Source organism: Nocardioides sp. Leaf307 (assembly GCF_001423135.1).
Classification (GTDB): Bacteria; Actinomycetota; Actinomycetes; order Propionibacteriales; family Nocardioidaceae; genus Nocardioides; species Nocardioides kribbensis.
Genome location: NZ_LMNY01000001.1, coordinates 802,645 through 825,901 on the forward strand (window position 1 = coordinate 802,645; position 23,257 = coordinate 825,901).

General features: G+C 74.6%; 26 protein-coding genes. 17 read left to right on the forward strand and 9 right to left on the reverse strand.

Annotation, left to right across the window (positions count from 1 at the left end; all coding sequences use genetic code 11):
* The first annotated feature begins 48 nt into the window (after window positions 1–48).
* Genes ASF50_RS03720 through ASF50_RS03735 form a run of 4 tightly spaced genes read left to right on the forward strand, consistent with a single transcriptional unit; the run spans window position 49 to window position 4,770 of the window.
* Window positions 49–729 carry an ATP-binding cassette domain-containing protein gene (locus ASF50_RS03720; protein ID WP_056903530.1) on the forward strand — a complete coding sequence of 227 codons (681 nt, stop codon included), beginning with the start codon at window positions 49–51 and terminating at the stop codon, window positions 727–729.
* On the forward strand, window positions 726–1,532 hold the full coding sequence (locus ASF50_RS03725) for an ABC transporter ATP-binding protein (RefSeq protein ID WP_082502731.1): 807 nt from the start codon (window positions 726–728) through the stop codon (window positions 1,530–1,532). Before ASF50_RS03720 ends, ASF50_RS03725 begins: the two co-directional genes overlap by 4 nt.
* Entirely contained in the window at window positions 1,529–3,049 is a 1,521-nt protein-coding gene (locus ASF50_RS03730) for an ABC transporter substrate-binding protein (RefSeq protein WP_056903531.1), read from the forward strand. Before ASF50_RS03725 ends, ASF50_RS03730 begins: the two co-directional genes overlap by 4 nt.
* On the forward strand, window positions 3,046–4,770 hold the full coding sequence (locus ASF50_RS03735) for an ABC transporter permease subunit (RefSeq protein WP_056903532.1): 1,725 nt from the start codon (window positions 3,046–3,048) through the stop codon (window positions 4,768–4,770). The genes ASF50_RS03730 and ASF50_RS03735 overlap by 4 nt, the downstream gene beginning before the upstream one ends.
* Here the strand turns inward: ASF50_RS03735 and ASF50_RS03740 are convergent.
* Genes ASF50_RS03740 through ASF50_RS03750 form a run of 3 tightly spaced genes read right to left on the reverse strand, consistent with a single transcriptional unit; the run spans window position 4,757 to window position 6,386 of the window.
* Complete coding sequence (locus tag ASF50_RS03740; protein WP_056903533.1) at window positions 4,757–5,662, reverse strand: WXG100 family type VII secretion target; 906 nt, start codon at window positions 5,660–5,662, stop codon at window positions 4,757–4,759. The genes ASF50_RS03735 and ASF50_RS03740 overlap by 14 nt on opposite strands.
* Window positions 5,662–5,967: a type VII secretion target gene (locus ASF50_RS03745; protein WP_056903534.1), complete on the reverse strand. Its 306-nt coding sequence runs from the start codon at window positions 5,965–5,967 to the stop codon at window positions 5,662–5,664. Before ASF50_RS03745 ends, ASF50_RS03740 begins: the two co-directional genes overlap by 1 nt.
* A complete protein-coding gene (locus ASF50_RS03750) occupies window positions 5,964–6,386 on the reverse strand; it encodes a YbaB/EbfC family nucleoid-associated protein (RefSeq protein WP_082502733.1) in 423 nt (140 codons plus the stop codon). The genes ASF50_RS03745 and ASF50_RS03750 overlap by 4 nt, the downstream gene beginning before the upstream one ends.
* Before the next feature lie 166 nt (window positions 6,387–6,552).
* Between ASF50_RS03750 and ASF50_RS03755 the strand changes: the two genes are divergently transcribed.
* From ASF50_RS03755 to ASF50_RS03780, 6 genes are all read left to right on the forward strand, one after another.
* Window positions 6,553–7,086: a hypothetical protein gene (locus tag ASF50_RS03755; protein WP_056863634.1), complete on the forward strand. Its 534-nt coding sequence runs from the start codon at window positions 6,553–6,555 to the stop codon at window positions 7,084–7,086.
* A gap of 85 nt (window positions 7,087–7,171) precedes the next feature.
* The gene (locus ASF50_RS03760) at window positions 7,172–8,362 is read left to right on the forward strand and encodes a glycerophosphodiester phosphodiesterase (RefSeq protein WP_056903536.1); all 1,191 of its coding nucleotides are present in this window, start codon (window positions 7,172–7,174) and stop codon (window positions 8,360–8,362) included.
* Window positions 8,363–8,450: 88 nt separating this feature from the next.
* On the forward strand, window positions 8,451–9,854 hold the full coding sequence (locus ASF50_RS03765) for a M15 family metallopeptidase (RefSeq protein WP_056903537.1): 1,404 nt from the start codon (window positions 8,451–8,453) through the stop codon (window positions 9,852–9,854).
* A complete protein-coding gene (locus ASF50_RS03770; RefSeq protein WP_056903538.1) occupies window positions 9,851–10,267 on the forward strand; it encodes an HIT family protein in 417 nt (138 codons plus the stop codon). The genes ASF50_RS03765 and ASF50_RS03770 overlap by 4 nt, the downstream gene beginning before the upstream one ends.
* Window positions 10,268–10,356: 89 nt before the next feature.
* A complete protein-coding gene (locus ASF50_RS03775) occupies window positions 10,357–11,118 on the forward strand; it encodes an SDR family NAD(P)-dependent oxidoreductase (RefSeq protein ID WP_056863638.1) in 762 nt (253 codons plus the stop codon).
* Between the two features lie 164 nt (window positions 11,119–11,282).
* Window positions 11,283–12,323 (forward strand): DUF3048 domain-containing protein, encoded by a 1,041-nt coding sequence (locus ASF50_RS03780; RefSeq protein WP_056903539.1) that lies wholly within the window; start codon window positions 11,283–11,285, stop codon window positions 12,321–12,323.
* Between the two features lie 30 nt (window positions 12,324–12,353).
* Here the strand turns inward: ASF50_RS03780 and ASF50_RS03785 are convergent, their stop codons facing one another.
* Window positions 12,354–13,058 carry a TetR/AcrR family transcriptional regulator gene (locus tag ASF50_RS03785; RefSeq protein WP_056863640.1) on the reverse strand — a complete coding sequence of 235 codons (705 nt, stop codon included), beginning with the start codon at window positions 13,056–13,058 and terminating at the stop codon, window positions 12,354–12,356.
* Between the two features lie 166 nt (window positions 13,059–13,224).
* On the opposite strand from ASF50_RS03785, the gene ASF50_RS03790 reads away from it, so the two are divergent.
* From ASF50_RS03790 to ASF50_RS03810, 5 genes are all read left to right on the forward strand, one after another.
* Window positions 13,225–13,761: a hypothetical protein gene (locus ASF50_RS03790; RefSeq protein ID WP_056904214.1), complete on the forward strand. Its 537-nt coding sequence runs from the start codon at window positions 13,225–13,227 to the stop codon at window positions 13,759–13,761.
* Window positions 13,762–13,794: 33 nt separating this feature from the next.
* The gene (locus tag ASF50_RS03795) at window positions 13,795–14,349 is read left to right on the forward strand and encodes a YqgE/AlgH family protein (protein WP_056903540.1); all 555 of its coding nucleotides are present in this window, start codon (window positions 13,795–13,797) and stop codon (window positions 14,347–14,349) included.
* 25 nt (window positions 14,350–14,374) lie between these two features.
* Complete coding sequence (locus ASF50_RS03800) at window positions 14,375–14,644, forward strand: DUF3039 domain-containing protein (RefSeq protein ID WP_056863643.1); 270 nt, start codon at window positions 14,375–14,377, stop codon at window positions 14,642–14,644.
* 110 nt (window positions 14,645–14,754) lie between these two features.
* Window positions 14,755–16,452 (forward strand): DEAD/DEAH box helicase, encoded by a 1,698-nt coding sequence (locus tag ASF50_RS03805; protein ID WP_228941183.1) that lies wholly within the window; start codon window positions 14,755–14,757, stop codon window positions 16,450–16,452.
* Between the two features lie 37 nt (window positions 16,453–16,489).
* Window positions 16,490–17,152 (forward strand): IclR family transcriptional regulator, encoded by a 663-nt coding sequence (locus ASF50_RS03810; protein ID WP_056863645.1) that lies wholly within the window; start codon window positions 16,490–16,492, stop codon window positions 17,150–17,152.
* On the opposite strand, the gene ASF50_RS03815 is transcribed toward ASF50_RS03810, so the two are convergent.
* Window positions 17,149–17,637, reverse strand: coding sequence for an Lrp/AsnC family transcriptional regulator (locus ASF50_RS03815; protein ID WP_228941074.1), 489 nt, complete (start codon window positions 17,635–17,637; stop codon window positions 17,149–17,151). The genes ASF50_RS03810 and ASF50_RS03815 overlap by 4 nt on opposite strands.
* A gap of 82 nt (window positions 17,638–17,719) precedes the next feature.
* Between ASF50_RS03815 and hppD the strand changes: the two genes are divergently transcribed.
* Window positions 17,720–18,949: a 4-hydroxyphenylpyruvate dioxygenase gene (hppD, locus tag ASF50_RS03820; protein WP_056903543.1), complete on the forward strand. Its 1,230-nt coding sequence runs from the start codon at window positions 17,720–17,722 to the stop codon at window positions 18,947–18,949.
* 130 nt (window positions 18,950–19,079) lie between these two features.
* Entirely contained in the window at window positions 19,080–19,748 is a 669-nt protein-coding gene (locus tag ASF50_RS03825) for a hypothetical protein (protein ID WP_056903544.1), read from the forward strand.
* A gap of 106 nt (window positions 19,749–19,854) precedes the next feature.
* On the opposite strand, the gene ASF50_RS03830 is transcribed toward ASF50_RS03825, so the two are convergent.
* The 4 genes from ASF50_RS03830 to ASF50_RS03845 all read right to left on the reverse strand — a co-directional run bounded on the left by ASF50_RS03830 (window position 19,855) and on the right by ASF50_RS03845 (window position 23,257).
* Window positions 19,855–21,063, reverse strand: coding sequence for an MFS transporter (locus ASF50_RS03830; RefSeq protein ID WP_082502737.1), 1,209 nt, complete (start codon window positions 21,061–21,063; stop codon window positions 19,855–19,857).
* 38 nt (window positions 21,064–21,101) lie between these two features.
* Window positions 21,102–21,575 (reverse strand): MarR family winged helix-turn-helix transcriptional regulator, encoded by a 474-nt coding sequence (locus ASF50_RS03835; protein ID WP_056864533.1) that lies wholly within the window; start codon window positions 21,573–21,575, stop codon window positions 21,102–21,104.
* 135 nt (window positions 21,576–21,710) lie between these two features.
* Window positions 21,711–22,463 carry an amino acid ABC transporter ATP-binding protein gene (locus tag ASF50_RS03840; protein WP_056903546.1) on the reverse strand — a complete coding sequence of 251 codons (753 nt, stop codon included), beginning with the start codon at window positions 22,461–22,463 and terminating at the stop codon, window positions 21,711–21,713.
* Window positions 22,463–23,257 (reverse strand): amino acid ABC transporter permease, encoded by a 795-nt coding sequence (locus tag ASF50_RS03845; protein WP_056903547.1) that lies wholly within the window; start codon window positions 23,255–23,257, stop codon window positions 22,463–22,465. Before ASF50_RS03845 ends, ASF50_RS03840 begins: the two co-directional genes overlap by 1 nt.

Sequence of the window (23,257 nt, forward strand, 5' to 3'; positions counted from 1 at the left end):
AGAACGATAATCATTGCGCCTGCTGGCGCCGAGGGGCCGGGGGGCGACGTGCTGGAGCTGCAGGGACTCGACGTGCGCGTCGCGACGCGCAGGCTCGTGGCGGGCGTCGACCTCGCCGTGGCGGCGGGGGAGCGCGTCGCGCTGGTCGGCCCGTCGGGCTCCGGCAAGAGCCTCACCGCGGCCGCCGTGCTCGGCACGCTCGGCCCCGCGTACGCCGCCTCCGGGCGGCTGGTGCTCGAGGGCCGCCCGGTCGACCTGCGCCGCCGCCTCGGCCGCACCCGCCGCGAGCGCGCGGGCCTGGCCGCGGTGCACCAGGCCTCGGCGACCGCGCTCAACCCGCTGGTGCGCGTCGGGGTGCAGCTCGTCGAGGCCGCCCGGGCCCGCCGCGGCCTCACCCGCGCGGCTGCCCGGGACCTCGTGCTCGACCTGCTGGGCCAGGCCGACCTGGCCGACCCCGCGGCGCTGCTCGGGCGCCACCCCGCCGCGCTCTCCGGCGGGCAGCTCCAGCGGGTCTGCACCGTGCTCGCGCTGGTCTGCGCCCCCCGGTTGCTGGTGGCCGACGAGCCCACCACCGCCCTCGACGCGGTGGCCCGGGCCCGCGTCGTCGACCTGCTCGAGCGCCACTGCGAGGGCAGCGGCGCCGCCCTGCTGCTGGTCACCCACGACCGCGAGGTCGCCGCGCGGCTCTGCTCGCGCACGGTGGCCCTGGCCGAGGGGCGCGTGGCGTGAGCGGCCTGGAGCTGCGCGGGGTCACCCACCACCACCCGGGCCACCACCGCGGCGCGAGCACGCCGGCGCTCGACGACGTCACCCTCCGGCTCGCTCCGGGGGAGCGGGTGGGCCTGGTCGGTCGCTCCGGCGCGGGCAAGACCACCCTGCTCCAGGTCGCGCTGGCGCTGCTGGCCCCCGGACGCGGCGAGGTCGCCCTCGACGGGCGCGCCGTGCGACCGGGGTCGGTGCGCTCGCTGCGGTGGTACCGCCGCGCGGTGCAGTACGTGCCCCAGCACCCGGCCGCCTCCCTCGACCCCCGCCACCGCGTGGAGCGCCTGGTCGCCGAGCCGGCGCGCCGCCTGGGCGTGCCCGGCGACCCGGTGGGCACCGCCCGGGCCGCCCTGGCCCGCGTCGGCCTCGACGAGGACCTCTGGCACCGACGCCCCGGCGAGCTCAGCGGCGGCCAGGCCCAGCGGGTCGCCGTGGCCCGCGCCCTGGCCTGCGGGGCACGCCTGCTGCTGGCCGACGAGCCGGTCAGCGGCCTCGACCACGACCTGCGCGACCACGTGCTCGACGTAATCGCCGGGCTCGACGGGATCGGGCTGCTGCTGGTCTGCCACGACCTCGAGGCCGTCGAGCGGACCTGCGAGCGCGTCGTCGTGCTCGACGCCGGCCGCGTCGTCGAGGAGGGCCCCACCACCCGCCTCCTCGCCCGGCCCACCCACCCCGCCACCCGCGCCCTCGTCGGCGCCCGCGACCTGTCCTCACCCACCACCCGAGAAGCCACCCGAGAAGCCACCCGAGAAGAGAGCCCCGCATGATCCGCACGCCCCGTCCCTCCCACCTCGCCGCCGCAGCGGTGCTGCTGGCCTCCGTCACCGCCTGCGGCGGGGCCCCGGGCGCCCAGGACGCCGGGGGCGGCGGGGGCGGCGACGACCGGATCCGCCTGGCCATGCTGCAGCCGCCGCGCTCGGGGCTGAGCCCGCTGTCCGACGACGCCTTCAAGCTCTCGCGCTGGAGCACCGCCGAGACGCTGGTGACCCTCGACGACGAGGGCGGCGCCCTCCCGGGCCTGGCCACCTCCTGGGAGCAGGCCGACGACCTGACCTGGCGCTTCGCGGTGCGCGACGGGGTCACCTTCCACGACGGCACGGAGCTGACCGCCGAGCAGGCGGCCGCCTCGCTCACCGCCGCGGCCGAGGCCAGCCCGCCGCCGCGGATCCTCGACGGGGTCACCCTCACCGCCGAGGCCGACGGCGACACCCTGGTGGTGACCACCGGCGAGCCCGACCCGCTGGTGCCGCAGCGGCTGTCGAGCCCGCAGCTGGCGGTGCTGGCGGCCTCGGCGTACGCCCCGGACGGGACGGTGTCGCCCGTGGGCACCGGCACCGGGCCCTACGAGCTGACCGAGGTGGCCGGCACGGCGGGCGCGACGCTGGAGCGCTTCGAGGACTACTGGGGCGAGCCGGCGCAGGCCGCGGGCCTCGACGTCTCCTACGTGCCCGACGGCACCGCGCGCGCCGCGGCGCTGCGCACCGGGGAGGCCGACGTGGTGGAGGCCGTGCCGGTGGGCCAGCTGCCGCAGATCGACCCCGCGCTCATCTACGAGGTGCCGATGCCACGCACCAACACGCTCTACCTCAACACCTCCGAGGGCCCCTTCGCCGACCCGGCCGTGCGGGCCGCGGCGCGCACGGCCATCGACCGGGCCCGGCTCGTCGCCGACGTCTACGAGGGCCGCGCCGACGAGGCCGAGGGCCTGCTCGGCCCCGCGATCCCGTGGGCCGCCGACCTGCGCGACGACGCCTACGCCGCGCTGCTGGGCGAGCGGCCCGAGCCGGCGCCGGTCGACGGGGTGGAGATCAGCCTCGGCACCTTCACCGACCGCGCCGAGCTGCCCGAGGTGGCCGTGCTGCTCGAGCAGGAGCTGGAGGCGGTGGGCTTCGAGGTCGAGCAGGACGTGCGGGAGTACCAGTTCATCGAGGCCGACGCCCTCGACGGCGCCTTCGACGCCTTCATCCTCTCCCGTGCCACCGTGCTCGACTCGGGCGACCCGGTGGCCTACCTCTACAGCGACTTCGCCTGCGAGGGCTCCTTCAACATCGCCCAGCTCTGCGACGAGGACGTCGACGCCGCCCTCGAGGAGGCCGCGGCGCTGCCGGTCGGCCCCGAGCGGCAGGCCGCCACGATGGCCGTCGAAGCCCTGGTGCTCGGCGCCGACGCCGTCGTGCCGCTGCTGCACGAGCGAGTGGTCCAGGGCGAGTCGGAGCGCGTCGAGGACGCCCTGCGCGACCCCCGCGAGCGCGCCCTGGTGGACGCCTCGACCTCCGTCGGATGACGCGCGCGGCGGCCCTGGTCACCGCCTCGCGCCTGGGCGCCGGGCTGGGCGTGCTCGTGCTCGTGGGTGTGCTGCCCTGGCTCTCGGGACGCTCGGCGGAGTACACCGTCCTGCGCGCCCGGTACGCCGAGCTCGAGGCGACGCCCGCGGCGCTGGCCGCGGTGCGCGCCGAGCTCGGCCTCGACCGTGGACCGCTCGCGGTGCTGGGCGACTGGGTGGCGGGCCTGGCGCGCGGCGACCTCGGCACGTCGTGGATCTCCGGGCGGCCGGTCGGCCCCGGGCTGCTGTCGGCGGCCGGCGTCTCGCTGACGCTCATGCTCGCCGCGCTCGTGGTGGCGCTGGTCGTCGCGGCCGTCGTGGCGGTGCCCGCGCTGGTCGGCGGGCTGCGCGGCGACCGCGGGGCGGGCCCCGGCGTCGGCGCGGTGGCGCTCACCGCGCTCCCGGAGTTCGTGCTCAGCGCCGTGCTGCTGCTGGTGGGCGCGGTGTGGCTGGGCTGGCTGCCGCCCTACGGCTGGCAGGGCCCCGAGCACCTCGTGCTGCCGGCGCTCGCGCTGGGGCTGCCCGGCGGGGGACTGGTCGGCCGCCTGCTGGCCGACGCGGTGGGCGCGGTGGTGGGGGAGCCGTGGGTGCACACCTGGCTGCTGGTCGGGCGCTCCCGGGCCCGGCTGGCCCTCGCCGTGCTGCGCCGTGCCCTGCCGTCGGTCGTGGGCCAGGTCGGCCTCGTCGTGGTCGGGCTGCTCGGCGGCGCGGTCGCGGTGGAGGAGGTCTTCGCCGTGCCGGGGCTGGGCCGGGCGGTGCTGGGCGCGGCCAGCGCGCAGGACGTGCCGGCGCTCCAGGCCGGCGTGCTGCTGCTGGTCGTCGTGGCCGTCGCGGTCGGCCTCGTCGTGGCGCTGCTGCGGCGCGCGCTGCTCGGACCGGCCCTGCGGCTGGCCAGCGTGCCGAGCGCCGCGCCCGCCCCGCGGGCCGGCCGGCGCGCCCTCGGCGTACCGCTCCTGGCCGGGGGGCTGCTGTTGGCGATGGTGCTCGCCGGGCTGCCGGGCGATCCCTACGCCTCGTCCCACGGGCGTCTCGAGGCGCCGCGGCCGGGGCTGTGGCTCGGCGCCGACGCCAGCGGACGCGACCTGCTCGCCCGCCTGGCCCACGGGGCGCTCACCACGGTCGGCACCGCCTTCGCCGTGGTGGTGGTGTGCCTCGTGGTGGGCCTCGTCGTCGGGCTGGCGCCCCGACTCTCGGCCGGCCCGGTCGAGGTCGCCAACGCCGCCCCGCCCGTCGTGGCCGGGCTGCTCGTGGCCGCCCTCGCCGGGCCGTCGACGCTCGGCGCGGCGGTCGCGGTGGCGGCCGTGGGCTGGGCACCCCTGGCCGCGCACACCTCGGCCCTCGTGACCGAGGCCCGCGGCCGACCGCACGTTGCCGTGCTCCCCGTGCTGGGCGTCGGGCCCCTGCGACGCACCTGGTGCCACCTGCTGCCGGGGGCCGTCGGCCCCGTCGTGCGGCACGCCGCGCTGCGCGTGCCGGGGGTGACCCTGGCGCTGGCCTCGCTCGGCTTCCTCGGCCTCGGCCCGGGCCAGCCCTCACCGGAGTGGGGCCTGCTGCTCGCCGAGGGCGCCGGCTACGCCGAACGGGCCTGGTGGGTCGTCGCCGCGCCCACCCTGGCCCTCGTGCTCGTCGCCGTGCTCGCGGTGTCCGTGGCCTCCGCGAGCCGGGGCCTCACTCGTCGCTGACGTACTTGGTGGACTCCGTCAGACCGTCGTAGGTGACCTTCGCGAGGGTCGGGATCCCGCTGCTGAGGCCGCCGCCCCCGGGTGACACCGAGCTCACCAGTCGGTCCATGTCGAACCCGGGCTCGACGACCGACAGCTGACCCCACCGCCCCAGCACCTCCGACACCTTGGCGCCGCCGTCGCCCATCGAGGCGATGAGGTCGTTCATGCGGGTGCCGAGCTGGCTGACGGTCGACACCAGGTCGTCGAGGAAGCGCCGGACCTTCGCGACCCACTCCACGACCGTGGAGGCCAGCTCCTGCAGGCCCTTGGGGAGGTACGGGGTGGTGAACTTCCAGATCGCCCCGAGGATCCAGCTGACCACCTCGACGATGGCGTCGCGCACGAGGGCGCGCACGCCGGCGACGATGCCGCCGGCGAGCTCGGTGGCGCCGCCCACCCCGCGGATCGCGGTGGCGAAGGCCTTGAGGATGTCCTCGAGCGCGTCCGCGGCGGCGGTGTAGGCGTCGACGGCGAGGCCCTCCCACCGACCGGCGTCGCGACGGACGGTGGCGAGGAAGTCGTCGGCGTTGCTGTCGAGGTGGTCGGCGACGTTCATCCACGTGGTGGCGAAGGAACGGATCTCGTCGGGGTTGCCGGCGAGCTGGTCCAGCCACTCGGGGAAGGGGGCGACGTGCTCCATGATGAAGCCGCCGATCATGCCGACGACGGCGCCGAAGGGGTCGGTCATGTCGGCGAGCGTCTCGAGGCCGCCGAAGACGCCGTTGACCGCGCCCTCGACCCAGTCGCCCTCCGAGAGCGCCACCCCGCTGGCCGCCAGGCTCTCCACCGGCCCGGCGCCGGTGTACCACGCCGTCGAGTCGACCTCGGGGGCCACGAGCGGATCGGTCATCACTGCCCCTTGAAGACGTTGAAGAGGTCGTTCACGACGTCGTCGGTCCAGCCGAAGATGTCGGCCAGGCCGCGGACGGCGTCGGCGGTGCCGGACACGCCGGCGACCGCCGCCTTGGCCGAGTCGACGCCCACCGACTGCACCGGCTCCAGCGCCTCGCCGATGAAGGCGCAGAGCAGGCCGAACGCGTCGCCGTGGATGGAGACGGCGCGGCCGGCGTCGACACCCTCGGTGGCGGTCTCCGCGATGTCGTCGAGGTGCGAGGCGTGGGCCCGCATCTCACCCAGGGTGACGTCGATGCTCATCGCAGCACCCCACTGCCCGCCGAGCCCCGCGGCCCGTCCTCCGGCGGGGTCGCGGCCTGGTCGAGCATCGAGCCGAAGTGCCGGTCCATCTCCGCGGCCGACTCGCTGCGCTCACCCAGCCAACGACCGGAGACCTCGCGCACCTGCTGCTGGGCCTGCGAGCAGGCCTCGGCGTTGGCCTGCAGGATGGCGGCGCGGATCTCCTCGGCGGGGCGCTGCGCGAGCTTCGCGGTGACGTGCAGGTCGACCAGCACGCCCGAGGCGCTGACGGTGACCTCGGCCCCGCCGTCGCGGGAGTGGCCCACCGACCTCACCTCGGCCAGCTCGCCGTTCATCCGCTGGGCCCGTCGCAAGTTGTCCTCTGCCTGGGCGGCGGCGCGCTCGATGCGGGCTCTCGCCTCGGATTCTCCGGTCAGCATGGCGGGTTCCTCTCGTCCGGCGTGGGGGTGGCGTCGACGCCACCGTGCCCCCGGGCGCGCACCGCGAAACACCGCTGCCGAGCAGCGGCTAGGGTCGGGGAGCAGTCACGACCCGACCCTGCCGCCCCTCCCCGCCGTCGCGGGCGGTCACCCCCTCGGAGGCACCATGAGCGACCAGACGATGCGGCCCTCGATCCTGTGGCGGCTGCTGATGACCGCCGTCGCCGCGCTCGTCGTCGCGGGCTTCGGGTGGAACCTGCTGCGCGTGGTGCGGGGCACCATGGACTGGACCGCGCTGACCGTGGTGGTCGTGCCCCTGCTCGGACTCCTCTCGCTCGCGCTCCTGCTGGGCATCGGGATCGTGTGGACCTCGCGGGTCTGGATCGACCAGGCCACCGGGACCTTCCACCAACGGGCGCTGTGGCAGCGGCGCGAGGCCCCGCTCGCTCCGCCGACGACGGTGCGGATCCACCGCTTCGTGTCGTCGTCGGCGCCCGGCAACACCGGGCGCTGGTTCCTCGACGTACGGCGGCCGGGCCAGGCCGACATCGGCGTCTCCACCCCGTTCGTGCCCCGCATGGACGTGCTGGCCGCCCAGCTGCAGCCCGCCCTGGCCGCGCACCCGGAGCTCGCCGCCGACGACGAGACCCGCCTGTGCATCGAGCGACCCGAGGTGATCTACGCCCCCGGTGTGCGCTGAGGGTCCCGCGCTGGACCGCTGCGCGTCGCCCGCCGTTCACGGCCGCCTCCCCGACCGGCCACCGGCGTCGTCCTACGGTGCGCCCATGACCTCTCGGAAGACCTCCCCCCGCACCCTGCTGCCCGTCGCCGGACTCACCGCCCTGGCCCTCCTGGTCGGGCCCGGCCTCCTCGCCCCCGCCGAGGCCCGCCCCGCCGGCGGCGCCGGCGCGCTCGAGCAGGAGCGCGCCGCCCAGTCCGCTGCCGCCGAGCGGCCCGTCACCCAGCTGCGCACCCCGGTCGTCGTCGGCCACCGCGGCGCCTCGGGCTACCGCCCCGAGCACACGCTGGCCTCCTACCGCCTGGCCATCCAGCTCGGCGCCGACTACATCGAGCCCGACCTGGTCCCGACCAAGGACGGCGTGCTCGTGGCCCGCCACGAGAACGAGATCAGCGGCACCACCGACGTCGCCGAGCACCCCGAGTTCGCGGACCGCCGCACCACCAAGACCATCGACGGCCGCGAGGTCAGCGGGTGGTTCACCGAGGACTTCACGCTGCGCGAGCTGCGCACGCTGCGTGCCGTGGAGCGGCTGCCGCAGGTGCGCCCCGACAACACCCGCTACGACGGCCGCTTCCGGGTGCCGACCTTCACCGAGGTGCTGCGCCTGGCTCGCACGGCCTCCCGGGAGACCGGCCGCAGGATCGGCGTCGCGCCGGAGACCAAGCACCCCACCTACTTCGACTCCATCGGGCTGTCCCTGGAGGAGCCGATGCTGCGCGAGCTGAAGCGCTTCGGCCTGGACGAGAAGCGCAGCAAGGTGCTCATCCAGTCCTTCGAGACCACCAACCTCAAGCAGATCGACCGCCTCACCGAGGCGCCCGTCGAGCAGCTGGTCGACGCCACCGGCGCGCCCTACGACCTCGTCGCGGCCGGCAAGGACACGACGTACGCCGACCTCGTGACGCCGGCGGGGCTCGCGAAGGTGGCGCGCTACGCCGACTGGCTGGGCCCCAACAAGGACGTCGTGCTGCCGCGCGACGCCTCCGGGGCGCTGACCGGGCCCAGCGACGTCGTCGACGACGCCCACGCGGCGGGCCTGCGGGTCGTGGTGTTCACCGTGCGCGACGAGAACCAGTTCATGGCCACCGACTTCCGCTCCGGCACCGACCCCGACGCCAAGGGCGACGTCTTCGCCGAGGTGCAGGCCTTCCTCGAGGCCGGGGTCGACGGGGTCTTCGCCGACCACCCCGACTCCGCGGTCTACGCGCGCGACAGCTGGGTCGCCGGGCGGTAGCCGGCGGCCGGGACCGGGGCGGGCCCCGCGCGTGCCTCGCCCGCGTGGGGGCTGCCCAACGGCGCGGGGGATCGGCACACTGAGCGCCATGCCGTCCCTGCTGCAGACCCCTCTGCGCCTGCTCGTCCTGCTCGTCTGCGCCGCCCTCGCGGGCGCGGCCCTGGCGGCCCTGCCCGCCACCGCGGCCCGGGCGCCGGGGCTGACCGTCGAGGCGCCCGCGCGCTACGCCGACACCGCCACGCCGCTCACGGCGACCCTGCGCGACGACGCCGGCGCCCCGGTCGCCGGGGCGGAGGTCGTCGTGGAGCGGCGCCGGGGAGGGGAGTGGGCCGAGGTCGCCCGCGCCCTGAGCGACGAGGCCGGCGCGGTGGTCGTCGACGTCGTGCTCGCCCGCGCGCCGAAGGACAACGTCGTCCGCGCGGTCTTCGCCGGCGACGCGACCCACCCGGCGGCCGAGGCCACCACGGTGCTGCCGCTGCGCAAGCGCGGCTCCGACCTGCGCCTGGGTGGACCCGGGAGGGTCGTCGACGAGCGGTCGGTGGACCTCGCGGTGCGGTGGACGACCGGCAGCGGCACGCCGGTGGCGGGGCGCGTCACGGTGCAGAGCAAGCCGCGAGGCGCGAAGGCGTGGAGCGACCCGGTCCGGGTGCGCACCGACGACCAGGGCCGCGCCTCGCTGACGGTGCGCCCCCGCGTCGACACCGTCTACCGCGCCCTCGCCCCCGCCAAGGCCTGGCTCGAGCGCTCGGTCAGCGGCACGCACCTGGTCGACAACCGCCCGCCGGGCACCCCGGTCGCGCTGCCCGCCGGCGCCCCACGGCCCCGCATCTCCCTGCCCCGCCAGCCCCGCGCCACCGGCGAGGGCGCCCGCCCGGTCGTCACCGCCATCCCCGACGGGGTCTGGAAGCAGATGACCGGCCGCAGCTGGCACGCCGGCTGCCCCGTGGGCCGCTCCGGCCTGCGGCTGCTGCGCATCAACTACTGGGGCTTCGACGGCTACCGGTACCGCGGTGAGCTGGTGGCCGCCACCGGCGCCGTCGGCCAGATGGCGGGCGCGCTGGGCCAGATGTACCGCGAGCAGCTGCCGATCCGCGCGATGTACCGCGTGGACCGCTTCGGCTGGTCGAAGCGCCTCGGTGGCGCCGACGACTACGCCTCGATGGCCGCCGACAACACCTCGGCCTTCAACTGCCGCGACGTCGTCGGGCGCCCGGGCGTGCGCTCCCCGCACTCCTACGGCCGCTCCCTCGACGTCAACCCGTGGGAGAACCCCTACCGCTCCCAGCAGGGCACGGTGCCCAACACCTGGTGGCCCTCCCGCTCGCACCCGAGGGTGGCGTGGCGCTCCTCGGCCCACGCCGTGGTCAGCGCCATGCGGGCCCACGGCCTGCGCTGGACCTACGGCGTGCAGGACGCCCACCACTTCGACGCCAGCGCGGGCGCCGGCCGTGTCGTGCTCGACCCGCGCTGCGCCGGGGTCGTGTGCGAGTGAGCGAGGCCGGCTGCGTCTTCTGCGCGATCGTGGCGGGGGAGACCCCGGCCGACCTCGTGCTGGAGACCGACGACCTCGTCGCCTTCCTCGACCAGCGACCGGTCTTCCGCGGCCACGTGCTGCTGGTGCCGCGCACCCACGTCGTGACCCTGCCCGACCTGCCCGGCGAGCTGCGCGACCCGTTCTTGGCCGCGGCCCAGCGGCTCTGCACCGCGGTGGTCGAGGCGCTGGGCGCGCAGGGCAGCTGGGTCTCGGTCAACAACACCGTCAGCCAGTCGGTGCCCCACCTGCACCTGCACGTCGTGCCGCGCACCAAGGGCGACGGCCTGCGGGGCTTCTTCTGGCCGCGGCAGCGCTACGACGACGGCGAGCGCGCGTCGTACGCCGCGCGGCTGCGGTCGGCGCTGGACTGACGTCACCGCCCCCGGGCCGGTGACCTAGGGTGACCGGCGTCTCGACGTACACCACCGGCCGCGCCGCGGCCACTGAGGAGGACAGCAGCATGGGTCGTTTCGACGGACGCGTGGCCGTGATCACCGGAGCCGCTCGCGGCATCGGGCTCGGCACCGCCCAGCGCTTCGCTCAGGAGGGGGCCGCGGTCGCGATCGTGGACCTCGACGAGTCCGCCGCCGCGGAGTCGGCGGCCACCCTGGGCACCCAGGCGGTCGGCATCGGCTGCGACGTCAGCGACAAGGCCTCGGTCGAGGCGGCCGTGGCCCGCGTGGTCGAGGAGCTCGGCGGCCTGCACATCCTGGTCAACAACGCCGGCGTGACCCGCGACAACCTGCTGTTCAAGATGACCGAGCTCGACTGGGACCTCGTCATGGGCGTGCACCTCAAGGGTGCCTTCCTGATGAGCCAGGCCGCGCAGAAGCACTTCGTGGAGCAGCGCTACGGCAAGATCGTCAACACCTCCAGCACCTCGGCGCTGGGCAACCGCGGCCAGGCCAACTACTCCGCGGCCAAGATGGGCCTGCAGGGCTTCACCAAGACCCTCGCCCTCGAGCTGGGCGCCTTCGGCGTCAACGTCAACGCGGTCGCGCCGGGCTTCATCGCCACCGACATGACCGACCAGACCGCGGCGCGGCTCAAGATGGACGTCGAGGAGTTCCGCCGCCTCAGCGGCGAGGCCAACCCCGTGAAGCGCGTCGGCCACCCCGAGGACATCGCCGCCGCGGTGACCTTCCTGGCCAGCGACGAGGCCTCCTACATCACCGGCCAGACCCTCTACGTCGACGGTGGGGCCACCATCTCCCGCGGCTGACCCCGCACCGCTCAGCCGACCGCCGTCGGTGCTGCGGCCCGCGCGCCTCCGTCCACGGAGCGCGTCCGGGTCGCACACTGGGGGCGGTCGCTGGTTTTGTCGATCGACTCAGTAGCCTTTCCGTTCCTTCCGTCCTCCCGACCTCCCACCGATCGGAGCCCGACGTGCTCATCCGTCCCGTCCCGACCCGCCGCCGCGCCGCCCGCGCCACCGCCCTGCTCGCCGCCGCCACCCTGGTGCTCGCCGGGTGCGGCGGGGGCGAGGAGTCCTCCGACGGCTCCGGGGGCGGCGCCGAGGCCCAGGACGTCGCCGCGGGGGAGCGGCTCGAGGCGACCTGGCCGCTGACCGGCCTGCCGGTGGGCAAGGGGGAGTCGGCGGCCCAGCGCCACCCCGTCATGGTGCTGAAGATGGACAACACCTCCTCCGCGGCCCCGCAGCTGGGCCTGGGCGAGGCCGACCTGGTGGTCGAGGAGCTGGTGGAGGGCGGGATGACCCGCCTGGCCGCCTTCTTTTACTCCGAGATCCCCGGCACGGTGGGTCCGGTGCGCTCGATGCGGGCCAGCGACATCGGGATCGTGGCCCCCGCCGACGCCGCCGTGGTGACCAGCGGTGCCGCCGCGGTCACCATCGGGCGGATCAAGCAGGCCGGGATCACCTTCTTCGCCGAGGGCTCCAAGGGGTTCTTCCGCGACTCCTCGCGCAGCGCGCCCTACAACCTCTTCACCGACCTCGCGGCGACCACGACGCTGACCGACGGCGCCGCGGAGCGGCCCAGCGACTACCTGCCCTGGGGCGAGGAGTCCGACCTGCCCGCGGGCCAGCCGGCGCGGTCGCTGGCCGCGAGCTTCTCCGGCAGCCACACCACGAGCTGGACGTACGCCGACGGCGGCTACACCAACACCGACACCTTCGCCGCGCAGGGCGACGAGTTCCCCGCCGACACCGTGCTCGTGCTGCGCGTGCCGGTCGGCGACGCGGGCTACCTCGACCCGGCCGGCAATCCCGTGCCCGAGACGACCCTCGAGGGCAAGGGCGAGGCGATGCTCTTCCACGGCGGCACGCTCGTGCGGGGCACCTGGACGAAGCCGGGACTCGACCAGCCCCTCGAGCTGTCGACGAGGGCGGGCGCGCTGAGCGTGCCGGCCGGACGCACCTGGATCGAGCTGGTGCCCACCGACGGCGGCTCGGTCACCTTCGCCAAGTAGCCCGGCCCGGGACCGCCGGTCCGGTCGGGGTCAGTCGGTGGTGGCGATCGGCCCCAGCGGGCCGGTCGGCAGCATCACGCCGGCGTCGGCGAGGGCCTGGAAGCCGGCGATCATGAAGCCGATCGCGGCCTCGACCCGGGCGGCGGCCGCGATCGGGTCGTCGGAGCCGGCCACGGACTCCCCGGCCGAGGCCATGGCGCCGAAGAAGATGCGGGAGAAGGTCTGCAGCATCTCGTCCTCGAGCTCCCACGGCCCGGCGCCCAGGACCGAGCGCATGATCTCCAGGACGTTGGCGTAGGTGGAGCGCTCCTCCTGCTCGCGGTAGCGCTCGTAGCCCAGCACGGCCGGGCCCTCCTGCACCACGATGCGGCGGTAGCCCGGCTCCTGGACCACCTCGAGGAACGTGCGCAGCCCGGCCCGGGCCTTCTCCCAGGGGTCCTTCTTGCCCCGCAGCACCTTCTGGATCGCACGCGCCGCGTCGGACTCCACCCGCTCGAAGACGGCCTCGAAGAGGGCCTGCTTGCCGCTGAAGTGGTGGTAGAGGGCGCCCTTGGTGACGTCGGCCCCGGCCACGATCGAGTCCAGCGAGGTGGAGGCGTAGCCGTGCTCGGTGAACATCTGCTCGGCCACGTCGACGAGGGCCCGCTTGGTCGACGCGGAGTACTGCTGGCGACGGCTGACGCCCGGCACCGCGGGCACCTTGGGGACCAGCTTGGAGACCGAGGACTTCGCCATGGGCCCACCCTATGTGGCCGCCGCCACGGGCCGGCCGCGCCGGGTGGGCGGGATCACGCCGGATCGGGGTCAGGTCACCCCTGTGGTGCTTGGATACCGCCGGTATGCCGACCTACCATCGGTACGTACTCACGGTACGTGAACCGTGAACGACCGAGGAGTGACCATGACCTGGAACAGCCACCGCAACCGCGGGGAGATCCTCCGCGCCGTGATCGCCGCCGCCGACGCCCGTGTCGACGGCCTGCTCCCGCTCGACGTCGAGGGCGCCACGAGCGCCTTCCACGACGAGCTCGACCTGCTCGGCGCCCTCCAGCTGCGCTGGCACACCCGCCTGTCGGGCCGCATCGAGCGCGAGCTGGTGCACCAGCCGATGGCGCTCGAGGACGCCGTCGTCGCCGCCTGGCGCGGCACGGCCGACGAGATGCCCGGGGTGCGCGCCGTGCTCGACCACTACCGCGCCGAGCCCCGCGACGAGGTGATGGCCGCCGCGCTGCGCAAGGCGTCGGCCAAGGAGCACCACCTGCTGGCCGTGATGGCCGGGCAGGCCGGCACCCACGCCACCGCCGCCGCGGCCCGCGCCGGGTCCCGCATCGAGGCGCGTGCGCGCGCCGGCTGGCAGCCGGGCGCGAGCCTCGAGCCCCCGGTGGCCCACCGGTCCGCCAGCCTGCTCGGGCGCCTGCGCGCCGCCCTCGCGGCCTGATCGCACCCACCGCCCCGGTGCCATGATGGCTCCATGAGCGAGGTCGGTGCGGGCATGCTGCTGGTGGCGGGGCCGGGCCTGCTCGACCCCCACTTCGCCGACACCGTCGTGCTGCTGCTCGACGCCGACGCCGAGGGCGCGGTCGGCGTCGTGCTCAACCGGCCCACCCCGGTGAGCGTCGAGCAGGTGCTCGAGGGCTGGGACCGCCTGGTCGTCGAGCCCGACGTGCTCTTCCAGGGCGGTCCGGTCTCCGCCGACGGGGCGATCGCGCTCGCGCTGCTGGGGCCGGGGGAGCCGCCCGCGGGCTTCCGCCCGGTCGTGGACCGGCTCGGGCTGGTCGACCTCGGCACGCCCGTGGAGCAGGTGGCCGACGCGCTGCTCGGCGTACGGGTCTTCGCGGGGTACGCCGGATGGGGCGCCGGACAGCTCGAGGGCGAGATCGCCGGGGGCGACTGGCTGGTGGTGCCCGGCACCGCCGACGACGTCTTCCGCGACGACGTCACCGACCTGCGCCGCGACGTCGTGCGGCGCCAGCCGGGGGAGCTGGCCTGGCACGCCACCCGGCCCGCCGACCCCGAGCTCAACTGAGGTCCGGCTCGCCTACACTGGGCGGGTGAGCTTCGGATTCGGAACCGGCACCGCGGTCGACGAGAAGGTCCGCGAGGACCAGCGCACCGTCCCGACCGACGACGGTGACCACGAGCGCTTCTCCCACTACGTCGAGAAGGACAAGCTGACCGAGGCGATGGTCATGGGCACCCCGGTCGTCGCCCTGTGCGGCAAGGTCTGGGTGCCGAGCCGCGCGCCGGAGAAGTACCCCGTGTGCCCCGAGTGCAAGGACGCCTGGGAGAACATGAAGGACGACGCGGGCGACGACGCGTGACGGGCGGCTCCGAGCCCGCACCCCACCTCGTCCCCGCGCTCAGCCCCGCCTTCCCGCAGCGCGCCGCCTGGGGCACGGCCCCGTCGCTGCGCGCCTGGCAGCAGGCGGCGATGGAGAAGTACTTCGACGGGCCCTCCCGCGACTTCCTCGCCGTGGCGACGCCCGGCGCGGGCAAGACGACCTTCGCGCTGTCGGTGGCCGCCGAGCTGCTGGGGCGCCGGATGATCGACCGCATCACCGTGGTCGCCCCCACCGAGCACCTCAAGCTCCAGTGGGCCGAGGCGGCCGCGCGGGCCGGCATCCCGCTCGACCCGGCCTACTCGGCCGGCAAGGGCCGCACGTCGGAGGACTACGTCGGCATCGCGGTCACCTACGCCGGCGTCGCGGTCAACCCGCTGGCCATGCGGATCCGCACCGAGCGCTTCAAGACGCTGGTGATCCTCGACGAGGTGCACCACGCCGGTGACGCGTTGTCGTGGGGCGAGGGCGTGCGCGAGGCCTTCGAGCCCGCTGCGCGCAGGCTGGCCCTCACCGGCACGCCCTTCCGCTCCGACGTCAACCCGATCCCGTTCGTCACCTACGCGCCGGGCGGCGACGGCATCCCGCGGTCGGTGGCCGACTACACCTACGGCTACGCCCACGCGCTGGCCGACCACGTCGTGCGCCCCGTGCTCTTCCTGGCCTACTCCGGGGAGATGACCTGGCGCACCCGCGCCGGCGACGAGGTGGCCGCCCGCCTCGGGGAGCCGCTGACCAAGGACCTCACCAACCAGGCCCTGCGCACCGCGCTGGACCCCGGCGGCTCCTGGATCCCCTCGGTGCTGGCCGCCGCCGACAGTCGGCTGACCGAGGTGCGCCGTCACGTGCCCGACGCCGGCGGCCTGGTCATCGCCACCGACCAGGACTCCGCGCGCTCCTACGCCAAGACCCTGCGCCAGATCACCGGGCAGTCGGCCACCGTGGTCCTCTCCGACGAGAAGGCGGCCTCGAAGAAGATCACCGCCTTCGCCGAGGACGACTCGCGCTGGATGGTCGCGGTGCGCATGGTCTCCGAGGGCGTCGACGTGCCGCGCCTGGCCGTCGGGGTCTACGCCACGACCACCTCCACGCCGCTGTTCTTCGCCCAGGCCGTGGGCCGCTTCGTGCGCGCGCGCACCCGCGGCGAGGTGGCGTCGGTCTTCGTGCCGTCGGTGCCGCGCCTGCTCGGCTTCGCCTCCGAGATGGAGGTCGAGCGCGACCACGTGCTCGGGCGCACGGTCACCGACGAGGACGACATCTTCGCCGCCGAGAACGACCTGCTCGCCGAGGCGCAGCAGGGGGAGTCGGCCTCCGCGGAGGAGGACAAGCTGCCCTTCGAGGCGCTCGGCTCCGAGGCGCGCTTCGACCGGGTGCTCTACGACGGCGGCGAGTTCGGCCACGAGGGCGAGGTGCACGTCGGCTCGGAGGAGGAGATGGACTTCCTCGGCATCCCCGGCCTGCTCGAGCCCTCCCAGATGCGCGAGCTGCTCCAGCAGCGCCAGAGCGACCGGGCGCGCAAGCAGAAGGCGGCGGCGCCCCCGAGCGCGGCGCAGGCGCGTCCGGCCGACTCGGTGACCCAGGTCAGCACCCACGAGCAGCTGGCGGTGCTGCGGCGCGAGCTCAACGGGCTCGTGGCCGCGTGGCACCACCGCACCGGCCAGGCCCACGGGATCACCCACGCCGCGCTGCGCAAGGAGTGCGGCGGCCCGGCGGCGGCCATCGCCAACGCCGAGCAGCTGCGGGCCCGCATCGACCGCATCCGCGACTGGGCGGCGCGCAAGTCGGGCTGAGACCGACCCCGCGCGGGGACCGCCCTAGACTCGCCCCATGTCGGCCGAGACGTCCCAGACCCTGGACCGGGGCCTGCGCGTCCTCGACGTGCTGGCCGCCTCGGCGGGCGGGCTCACGGTCACCGAGCTCGCGGCGGCCCTCGAGGTCAACCGCACGGTCGTCTACCGGCTGGTCAGCACCCTGGAGCAGCACTCGATGGTCCGGCGCGACGCACGGGGCCGGCTCCACGTCGGGCTCGGCGTGCTCCACATCGCCTCGGCCGTCCACCCCGTGCTGCGCGACGTCGCCGGGCCGGTGCTGCGCACCCTGGCCGAGGCCGTGGGCCACACCGCCCACCTGACCGTGGCCGAGGGCAACGAGGCGCTCGCCGTCGCGGTGGTGGAGCCCTCGTGGACCGACTTCCACGTCTCCTACCGGGTCGGCACGCGCCACCCCCTCCTCCAGGGCGCGGCGGGCAAGGCGATCCTCGCCGGCCGGGCCCAGGGGCCGCGCCCGCCCTACGTCGTGACGCTCGGTGAGCTCCAGACCGGCGCCCAGGGCCTGGCCGCCCCCATCGACGTCGACGGCCTCGAGGGCAGCGTCGGCATCGTCAGCATGGGCGACGTCGACGAGCGCACGGTCGCCGAGCACGTCATGCGCGCCGCCCGGGAGGTCACGGCCGCCCTCGCCCCCGCGCCCCCGCCGCCCGACGAGGTCTAGCCCGAGGGCCGGCCCGCCGCCAGGCGGGCGAGGGGCAGCACCCGGTGGGGCACCGGCGTGGCCAGGGCGATCGTGGTCGAGGACCGCAGGATCGCGGGGTGGGCCAGCGCCCGGTCGATGACGTGCTGCAGGTCGGCGTTGGAGCGGGCCACGACCCGCGCGAGCAGGTCGCCGGAGCCGGTGGTGGTGTGCACCTCGAGCACCTGGGGGATGCCGGCGAGGTGCTCGCCCACCACGTCGTGGGCGCCGCCGTCGGGGGAGAAGTCCTGACGGATCTCCAGGGTCAGGAACGCCGTGACCGGCCAGCCGAGCGCCTCGGGCGACAGGTCGGGGCCCCACCCGGTGACGACACCGCGGGCGGCGAGGCGGTCGAGCCTGGCCTGCACGGTGCCGCGGGCCACCCCGAGGCGTCGGGAGGCCTCCAGCACGCCGAGGCGGGGCTGCTCGGCGAAGAGCTCGAGCACCCTGCGGTCGAGATCGTCCACGTGCGCCTCCTCGACCGTGCAGGTTGTCCAGCGATCCGGAGAACTGTTGCACATCCTGACCGCCCCTCACCATCCTGAGGCCATGACCGCCACCCCCGAGACCACGACCGCTGCGCACCGTGCCCTCACCCCCGAGGAGCTGCGTGCCGACCTCACCCTCGAGCAGCTCCAGCAGCTGGTGGGCCTGGTCGAGCACGACCCGAGCCGCGACCCCTTCCCGGTCAACGCCCTCGACGCCGTGGGGTTCGTGGTCGGCAACGCCACCATGGCCGCGGGGTGGTACCAGCTGGCGATGGGCATGGAGCTGGTCGCCTACCGCGGCCCCGACACCGGCCACCGCGAGGCGGTCTCCTTCGTGCTGCGCTCGGGCAGCGCGCGCTTCGTGCTCACCGGTGCCGTCGACCCCGCCAGCCCGCTGGCCGACCACCACCGCCGCCACGGCGACGGCGTGGTCGACCTGGCCCTGGAGGTGCCCGACGTGGATCGCTGCGTCGCGCACGCCCGCTCCTGCGGGGCCACGGTGCTGGTGGAGCCCCACGACGAGAGCGACGAGCACGGCACCGTGCGGACCGCAGCGATCGCGACGTACGGCGAGACGCGCCACACCCTCGTCGACCGCAGCCGCTACGACGGCCCCTACCTGCCCGGCTACGTGGCCCGCACGGGCACGGTGGAGCGGCGCGCCGGCGACCCGGCCCGCCTCTTCCAGGCCGTCGACCACTGCGTGGGCAACGTCGAGCTCGGCCGGATGGACGAGTGGGTCGACTACTACCACCGGGTCATGGGCTTCACCGACATGGCGGAGTTCGTCGGCGACGACATCGCCACCGACTACTCCGCGCTGATGAGCAAGGTCGTGGCGAGCGGCAACCACCGCGTGAAGTTCCCGCTCAACGAGCCGGCCGTGGCCAAGAAGCGCTCGCAGATCGATGAGTACCTCGACTTCTACGCCGGCCCCGGCTGCCAGCACCTCGCGCTGGCCACCGGCGACATCCTGCGCAGCGTCGACGTCATGCGCGCCCGCGGTGTGCAGTTCCTCGCCACCCCCGACTCCTACTACGACGACCCCGAGCTGCGCGCGCGCATCGGCGAGGTGCGGGTGCCGATCGAGGAGCTGAAGGCGCGCGGCATCCTCGTCGACCGCGACGAGGACGGCTACCTGCTCCAGATCTTCACCCAGCCCGTCGGCGACCGCCCCACGGTGTTCTTCGAGCTCATCGAGCGCCACGGGTCGCTGGGCTTCGGCAAGGGCAACTTCAAGGCGCTCTTCGAGGCCATCGAGCGCGAGCAGGACCGCCGCGGCAATCTCTGAGCGCGCCCGACGACGACGGCGCGGGGCCCGTGGTGGACCAGACCGCGGCGGGGCGGGACCAATCCGGGTGAGCCAGGTCACCGAACCGCCTGACGTCAGCTCCTCCCTCCGCGCCTCCCTAGGACGCTCCATGCCGCTCCTCGCCCCCTCGCGCCGCCGCGTCGCCGCGCTCGCAGGCCTCGCCCTGCTCACCCTGCCCCTGGCCGCCTGCGGCGACGACGACGGTGGCGGCGCGGGCAGCGCCCCCGCGGCGGTCGCCTCGATCGACGCGCTGCGGGGCAAGACGACCGCGGTCAAGCTCGACAAGGGCTTCACCGACGCGCTGTCCTCCCTCGGCGTGACGCCCGGCGTGGTCGGCACGGCCAAGCTGGTCAAGGGCTCGCTGGTCTTCCCCATCACCGGCGGCAACGTGACGGTCTTCGAGCCCGGCGAGGTCTCGCCCTACGTGATCGGCCAGGTCCAGCACGAGGGCTCCGGGCTGACCCTCAGCGCCGGTGGCACCACGGTGCGGCTGTCGAACCTCAACGTCGACCCGGGCGTCTCGCGCGTCTACGGCGACGTCGCGGTCAACGGGCAGACCGCGGTGAGCAGCGCCTTCCTCTTCCAGCTCGACGGACGCACCCTCAACCCGCTCAAGACCACCGACTCCACCGCGACGCTGCAGGGCACGAAGGTGCTCGTCTCGCCGGTGGCGGCCAAGCTGCTCAACTCCACCTACGGCCTGAGCGGGAAGAAGGCCATCCCCGGCAACTTCCTGGTCGGCGTCGCCACGATCACGGTGGCCCTGCCCCGGGGCTGAGCCACCGCCGGACCCGCTGGACGGCCTTCCGTGGGGGAGCAGGCGCCCGGAGCCCTCGGGCTCCGGGCGCTGCTTCGTCCAGACGTCGTGGGGTCAGGACCCCGGGTCAGTCGACGTCGCCCACCAGCACGGCCTCGGCCTCCGCGCGGCTGCCCACCTCGGCGTGCGGCGTGCGCCCCGCGACCACGTGGCGCCCGGCCGCCAGCACGACCACACCGACCAGCACCGCGGCGGCGCCGAAGACGAAGGGCGCGTGCTCGTCGACGCTCTCGCCGAGCTTGAGCGCCACGAACGGGCCCACGGCGCCGCCGCAGAAGCGCAGGAACGAGTACGCCGCCGACGCGACGGGCCGCTCCACCGGGGCCGCGCCCATGACCGCCTCGGTGATGAGGGTGTTGTTGATGCCGATGAAGGCGCCCGAGGCGACGATGCCCGCGACGACCACCGGCACGTGGGTGGTGAAGACGGCCATCATGGCCAGGTCGAGCGCGAAGAGCGCCAGCATGGCGATGATCGCGGGCACGGTGCCGATCGCACGCTGCACGAGCGGGGCCACGAAGACCGAGGTGAAGGCCAGCAGCAGGCCCCAGGCGAAGAAGATCCAGCCGATCTCGAGGATGCCGGCCTCCGGCAGGGCGAAGGGGCCCGCGGCCAGGATGGTGAAGAAGCCGATGTTGTAGAAGATCGCGGTGACGCCGAGCAGCAGCAGGGGGCGGTGGCGCAGCGCGCGGAAGGGGTCGGCCAGCGAGGTGCGGCGTCCGGTCGGGGGCGTGGCCGGCAGCAGCACGGCCGTCGCGACCAGGGCGAGGAGCATGAGCACCGAGACGCCGAAGAACGGCGCGCGCCACGACTGCTCGCCGAGCAGCCCGCCCACGAGCGGGCCGGAGGCGATCCCGATGCCCAGGGCGGCCTCGAAGAGGATGATCGCCTGCGCGGTCGAGCCGGCCGCGGCCGAGACGATCGTGGAGAGCGCGGTGGCCACGAAGAGGGCGTTGCCCAGGCCCCAGCCCGCGCGGAAGCCGACGATCTGGCCCACGGTGTCGGAGGCTCCGGCGAGGCCGGCGAAGACGATGATGAGGGCGAGGCCCGCGAGCAGCGTGCGCTTGGGGCCGATGCGGCTGCTGACCACGCCGGTGACCAGCATCGCCACGCCCATGATCGCCATGTAGCTGGTGAACATCAGCGAGACCTGGCTCGGCGTCGCCTGCAGCTGGGCGGCGATGTCCTTGAGGATCGGGTCGACCAGGCCGATGCCCATGAAGGCGATGACGCAGGCGAAGGCCACGGCCCAGACGGCCCGGGGCTGACGCAGCATGGAGGTCCCCTGCGCTGGTGCGTGCGAGGTGGTCACGTTCAGATTCCCTTCTCGGTGTCGAGGAGGTCGCGCAGGACGGCGACGGCCGTGGCGAGGTCCTCGGTGGTGTGCGGGCCGGCGGCGACGCGCTCGGCCACGACGGAGGCGTTGAGGTCGCGGGTGCGGCGCAGCTCCTGGCGGCCCGCCTCGGACAGGGCCACCAGGGTGGACCGGCCGTCGTCGGGGGAGGGCTGCTTGCCGACCCAGCCGCGCTCGACGAGCTGGCTCACGGCGTTGGACATCGTGGGCTGCGAGCAGCGGTCGAGGGCGGCGAGGGCGCTGACGCCCGTGGCGCCGTGCTCGTCGAGCAGCGAGAGCACCCGGATCCCCGCGGGGAAGGGGTGCTGGCGGCGCACGGCGCGCACCAGGCGGGCGGCGTGGACGACGAGGTCGTTGCTCAGCGCGCGCAGCTCGTCGTTCTCCCGCTCGCGTGTCCCGGTGCCGGGGGCTGGTGCAGCGGTCTCGTCGTCCACGTCCTCCACTGTTGCATAGGAAGGCTATGCAATCCATCAGACGTGTGCCGGCTCACGTACGCCGAACGGCGCCGACCCCCCGCGGGGGGACCGGCGCCGTCCGGCGTACGTGGTGCGGTGCGGTGGCTGCCGGGCTCAGAGCACCTTGGAGAGGAACGACTGCGTGCGCTCGTGCTGGGGGTCGCCGAGCACGGCGACGGGGTCGCCCTCCTCGACGATCACGCCGCCGTCCATGAAGACCAGCTTGTCGCCGACCTCGCGGGCGAAGCCCATCTCGTGGGTCACGACCATCATGGTCATGCCCTCGGAGGCGAGGTCCTTCATGACGCCCAGGACGTCGCCGACCAGCTCGGGGTCGAGCGCGGAGGTCGGCTCGTCGAAGAGCATCATGTCAGGGTCCATCGACAGCGCCCGCGCGATGGCGATGCGCTGCTGCTGACCGCCGGAGAGGTGCGCGGGGTAGGCGTCCTCGCGCTCGGCCAGCCCCACCTTGGCCAGGTTGCGGCGGGCGCACTCGACCGCCTCGTCCTTGCCGCGCCCCTTCACCTTCTGCTGGGCGACGGTGAGGTTCTTCAGCACGGTCATGTGCGGGAAGAGGTTGAACTGCTGGAAGACCATGCCGATGCGGCTGCGCACCGCGTCGACGTCGACGTCGGGGTCGGTGATCTCGGTGTCCTCGATGAAGATCCTGCCCGAGGTGGGCGTCTCCAGCAGGTTGACGCAGCGCAGGAGCGTCGACTTGCCCGAGCCCGAGGGCCCGATGACGCAGACGACCTGGCCGTTGCCGACGTGGAAGTCGATGCCCTGGAGCACCTCGTTGTCGCCGAAGTACTTGTGCAGCTGCAGGACGTCGATCGCCGCCCCGGACTCACGGGTGCGCTCGGTCATCAGCGGGCCCTCTCGGATCGGGCTTCCATGCGTCGCACGACGATGGACAGCGGGACGGTGATGATCAGGTAGCACAGGGCCGCCAGGAAGAGCGGCGTCAGGTTGGACTCGTCGTTGAGGCCCTCCCGACCGAACTTGGTGAGCTCGTAGCCCGACACGCTGAGCCCGAGCACGTAGACCAGCGAGGAGTCCTTGGTGAGCAGGATCAGCTCGTTGGTCAGCGGCGGCAGGATGATGCGGAAGGCCTGCGGCACGATGATCGTGACCATGGCGCGCGAGTGCGACATGCCCAGCGACCGCGCGGCCTCCATCTGTCCCTTGGGCACCGCCTGGATGCCGGCGCGGATGGTCTCGGCCATGTAGGCCGCGCCCACCAGGCCCAGCGCGACGGTCACCGTGCCGAAGGTGCCGCCGGGCACCGTGCGCCCGGGGAAGGCCAGCGGCAGGCCGTAGTAGAACGCGATGAAGACGATCAGGGCCGGCACCCCGCGGAAGAACTCCACCACGATGGTGGCGATCCACCGGTAGGGCGCGACCGACGACAGCCGCATGAGCGCCAGCACCAGGCCCAGTGCGAGACCGAAGACGAACGCGCCGATGGTGTAGAGGATCGTGTTCTTCAGCGCGATCGTGAGGACGTCGGGGAACTGCTGCCTGACCAGCTCGGTGCGGAAGAAGGAGTCCTGGAGCTCGCCCCAGTCGGCCACCAGCGCCAGGGCGACGAGCGCCACGACGAGGATGGCGTACTGCACCATCCGGCTGACCTGCGCTCGCTTACGGGGGGACATCGCCAT

What these genes read in the sequence shown, in the direction of transcription:
- ASF50_RS03730 (WP_056903531.1), top strand. Translation starts at nt 1,529, where the DNA reads ATGATCCGCACGCCCCGTCCCTCCCACCTCGCCGCCGCAGCGGTGCTG.
- ASF50_RS03735 (WP_056903532.1), top strand. Translation starts at nt 3,046, where the DNA reads ATGACGCGCGCGGCGGCCCTGGTCACCGCCTCGCGCCTGGGCGCCGGG.
- ASF50_RS03740 (WP_056903533.1), bottom strand. Translation starts at nt 5,662, where the DNA reads ATGACCGATCCGCTCGTGGCCCCCGAGGTCGACTCGACGGCGTGGTAC.
- ASF50_RS03745 (WP_056903534.1), bottom strand. Translation starts at nt 5,967, where the DNA reads ATGAGCATCGACGTCACCCTGGGTGAGATGCGGGCCCACGCCTCGCAC.
- ASF50_RS03750 (WP_082502733.1), bottom strand. Translation starts at nt 6,386, where the DNA reads ATGCTGACCGGAGAATCCGAGGCGAGAGCCCGCATCGAGCGCGCCGCC.
- ASF50_RS03755 (WP_056863634.1), top strand. Translation starts at nt 6,553, where the DNA reads ATGAGCGACCAGACGATGCGGCCCTCGATCCTGTGGCGGCTGCTGATG.
- ASF50_RS03760 (WP_056903536.1), top strand. Translation starts at nt 7,172, where the DNA reads ATGACCTCTCGGAAGACCTCCCCCCGCACCCTGCTGCCCGTCGCCGGA.
- ASF50_RS03765 (WP_056903537.1), top strand. Translation starts at nt 8,451, where the DNA reads ATGCCGTCCCTGCTGCAGACCCCTCTGCGCCTGCTCGTCCTGCTCGTC.
- ASF50_RS03775 (WP_056863638.1), top strand. Translation starts at nt 10,357, where the DNA reads ATGGGTCGTTTCGACGGACGCGTGGCCGTGATCACCGGAGCCGCTCGC.
- ASF50_RS03785 (WP_056863640.1), bottom strand. Translation starts at nt 13,058, where the DNA reads ATGGCGAAGTCCTCGGTCTCCAAGCTGGTCCCCAAGGTGCCCGCGGTG.
- ASF50_RS03790 (WP_056904214.1), top strand. Translation starts at nt 13,225, where the DNA reads ATGACCTGGAACAGCCACCGCAACCGCGGGGAGATCCTCCGCGCCGTG.
- ASF50_RS03795 (WP_056903540.1), top strand. Translation starts at nt 13,795, where the DNA reads ATGAGCGAGGTCGGTGCGGGCATGCTGCTGGTGGCGGGGCCGGGCCTG.
- ASF50_RS03805 (WP_228941183.1), top strand. Translation starts at nt 14,755, where the DNA reads ATGGAGAAGTACTTCGACGGGCCCTCCCGCGACTTCCTCGCCGTGGCG.
- ASF50_RS03810 (WP_056863645.1), top strand. Translation starts at nt 16,490, where the DNA reads ATGTCGGCCGAGACGTCCCAGACCCTGGACCGGGGCCTGCGCGTCCTC.
- hppD (WP_056903543.1), top strand. Translation starts at nt 17,720, where the DNA reads ATGACCGCCACCCCCGAGACCACGACCGCTGCGCACCGTGCCCTCACC.
- ASF50_RS03825 (WP_056903544.1), top strand. Translation starts at nt 19,080, where the DNA reads ATGCCGCTCCTCGCCCCCTCGCGCCGCCGCGTCGCCGCGCTCGCAGGC.
- ASF50_RS03830 (WP_082502737.1), bottom strand. Translation starts at nt 21,063, where the DNA reads ATGCTGCGTCAGCCCCGGGCCGTCTGGGCCGTGGCCTTCGCCTGCGTC.
- ASF50_RS03840 (WP_056903546.1), bottom strand. Translation starts at nt 22,463, where the DNA reads ATGACCGAGCGCACCCGTGAGTCCGGGGCGGCGATCGACGTCCTGCAG.
- ASF50_RS03845 (WP_056903547.1), bottom strand. Translation starts at nt 23,257, where the DNA reads ATGGCGATGTCCCCCCGTAAGCGAGCGCAGGTCAGCCGGATGGTGCAG.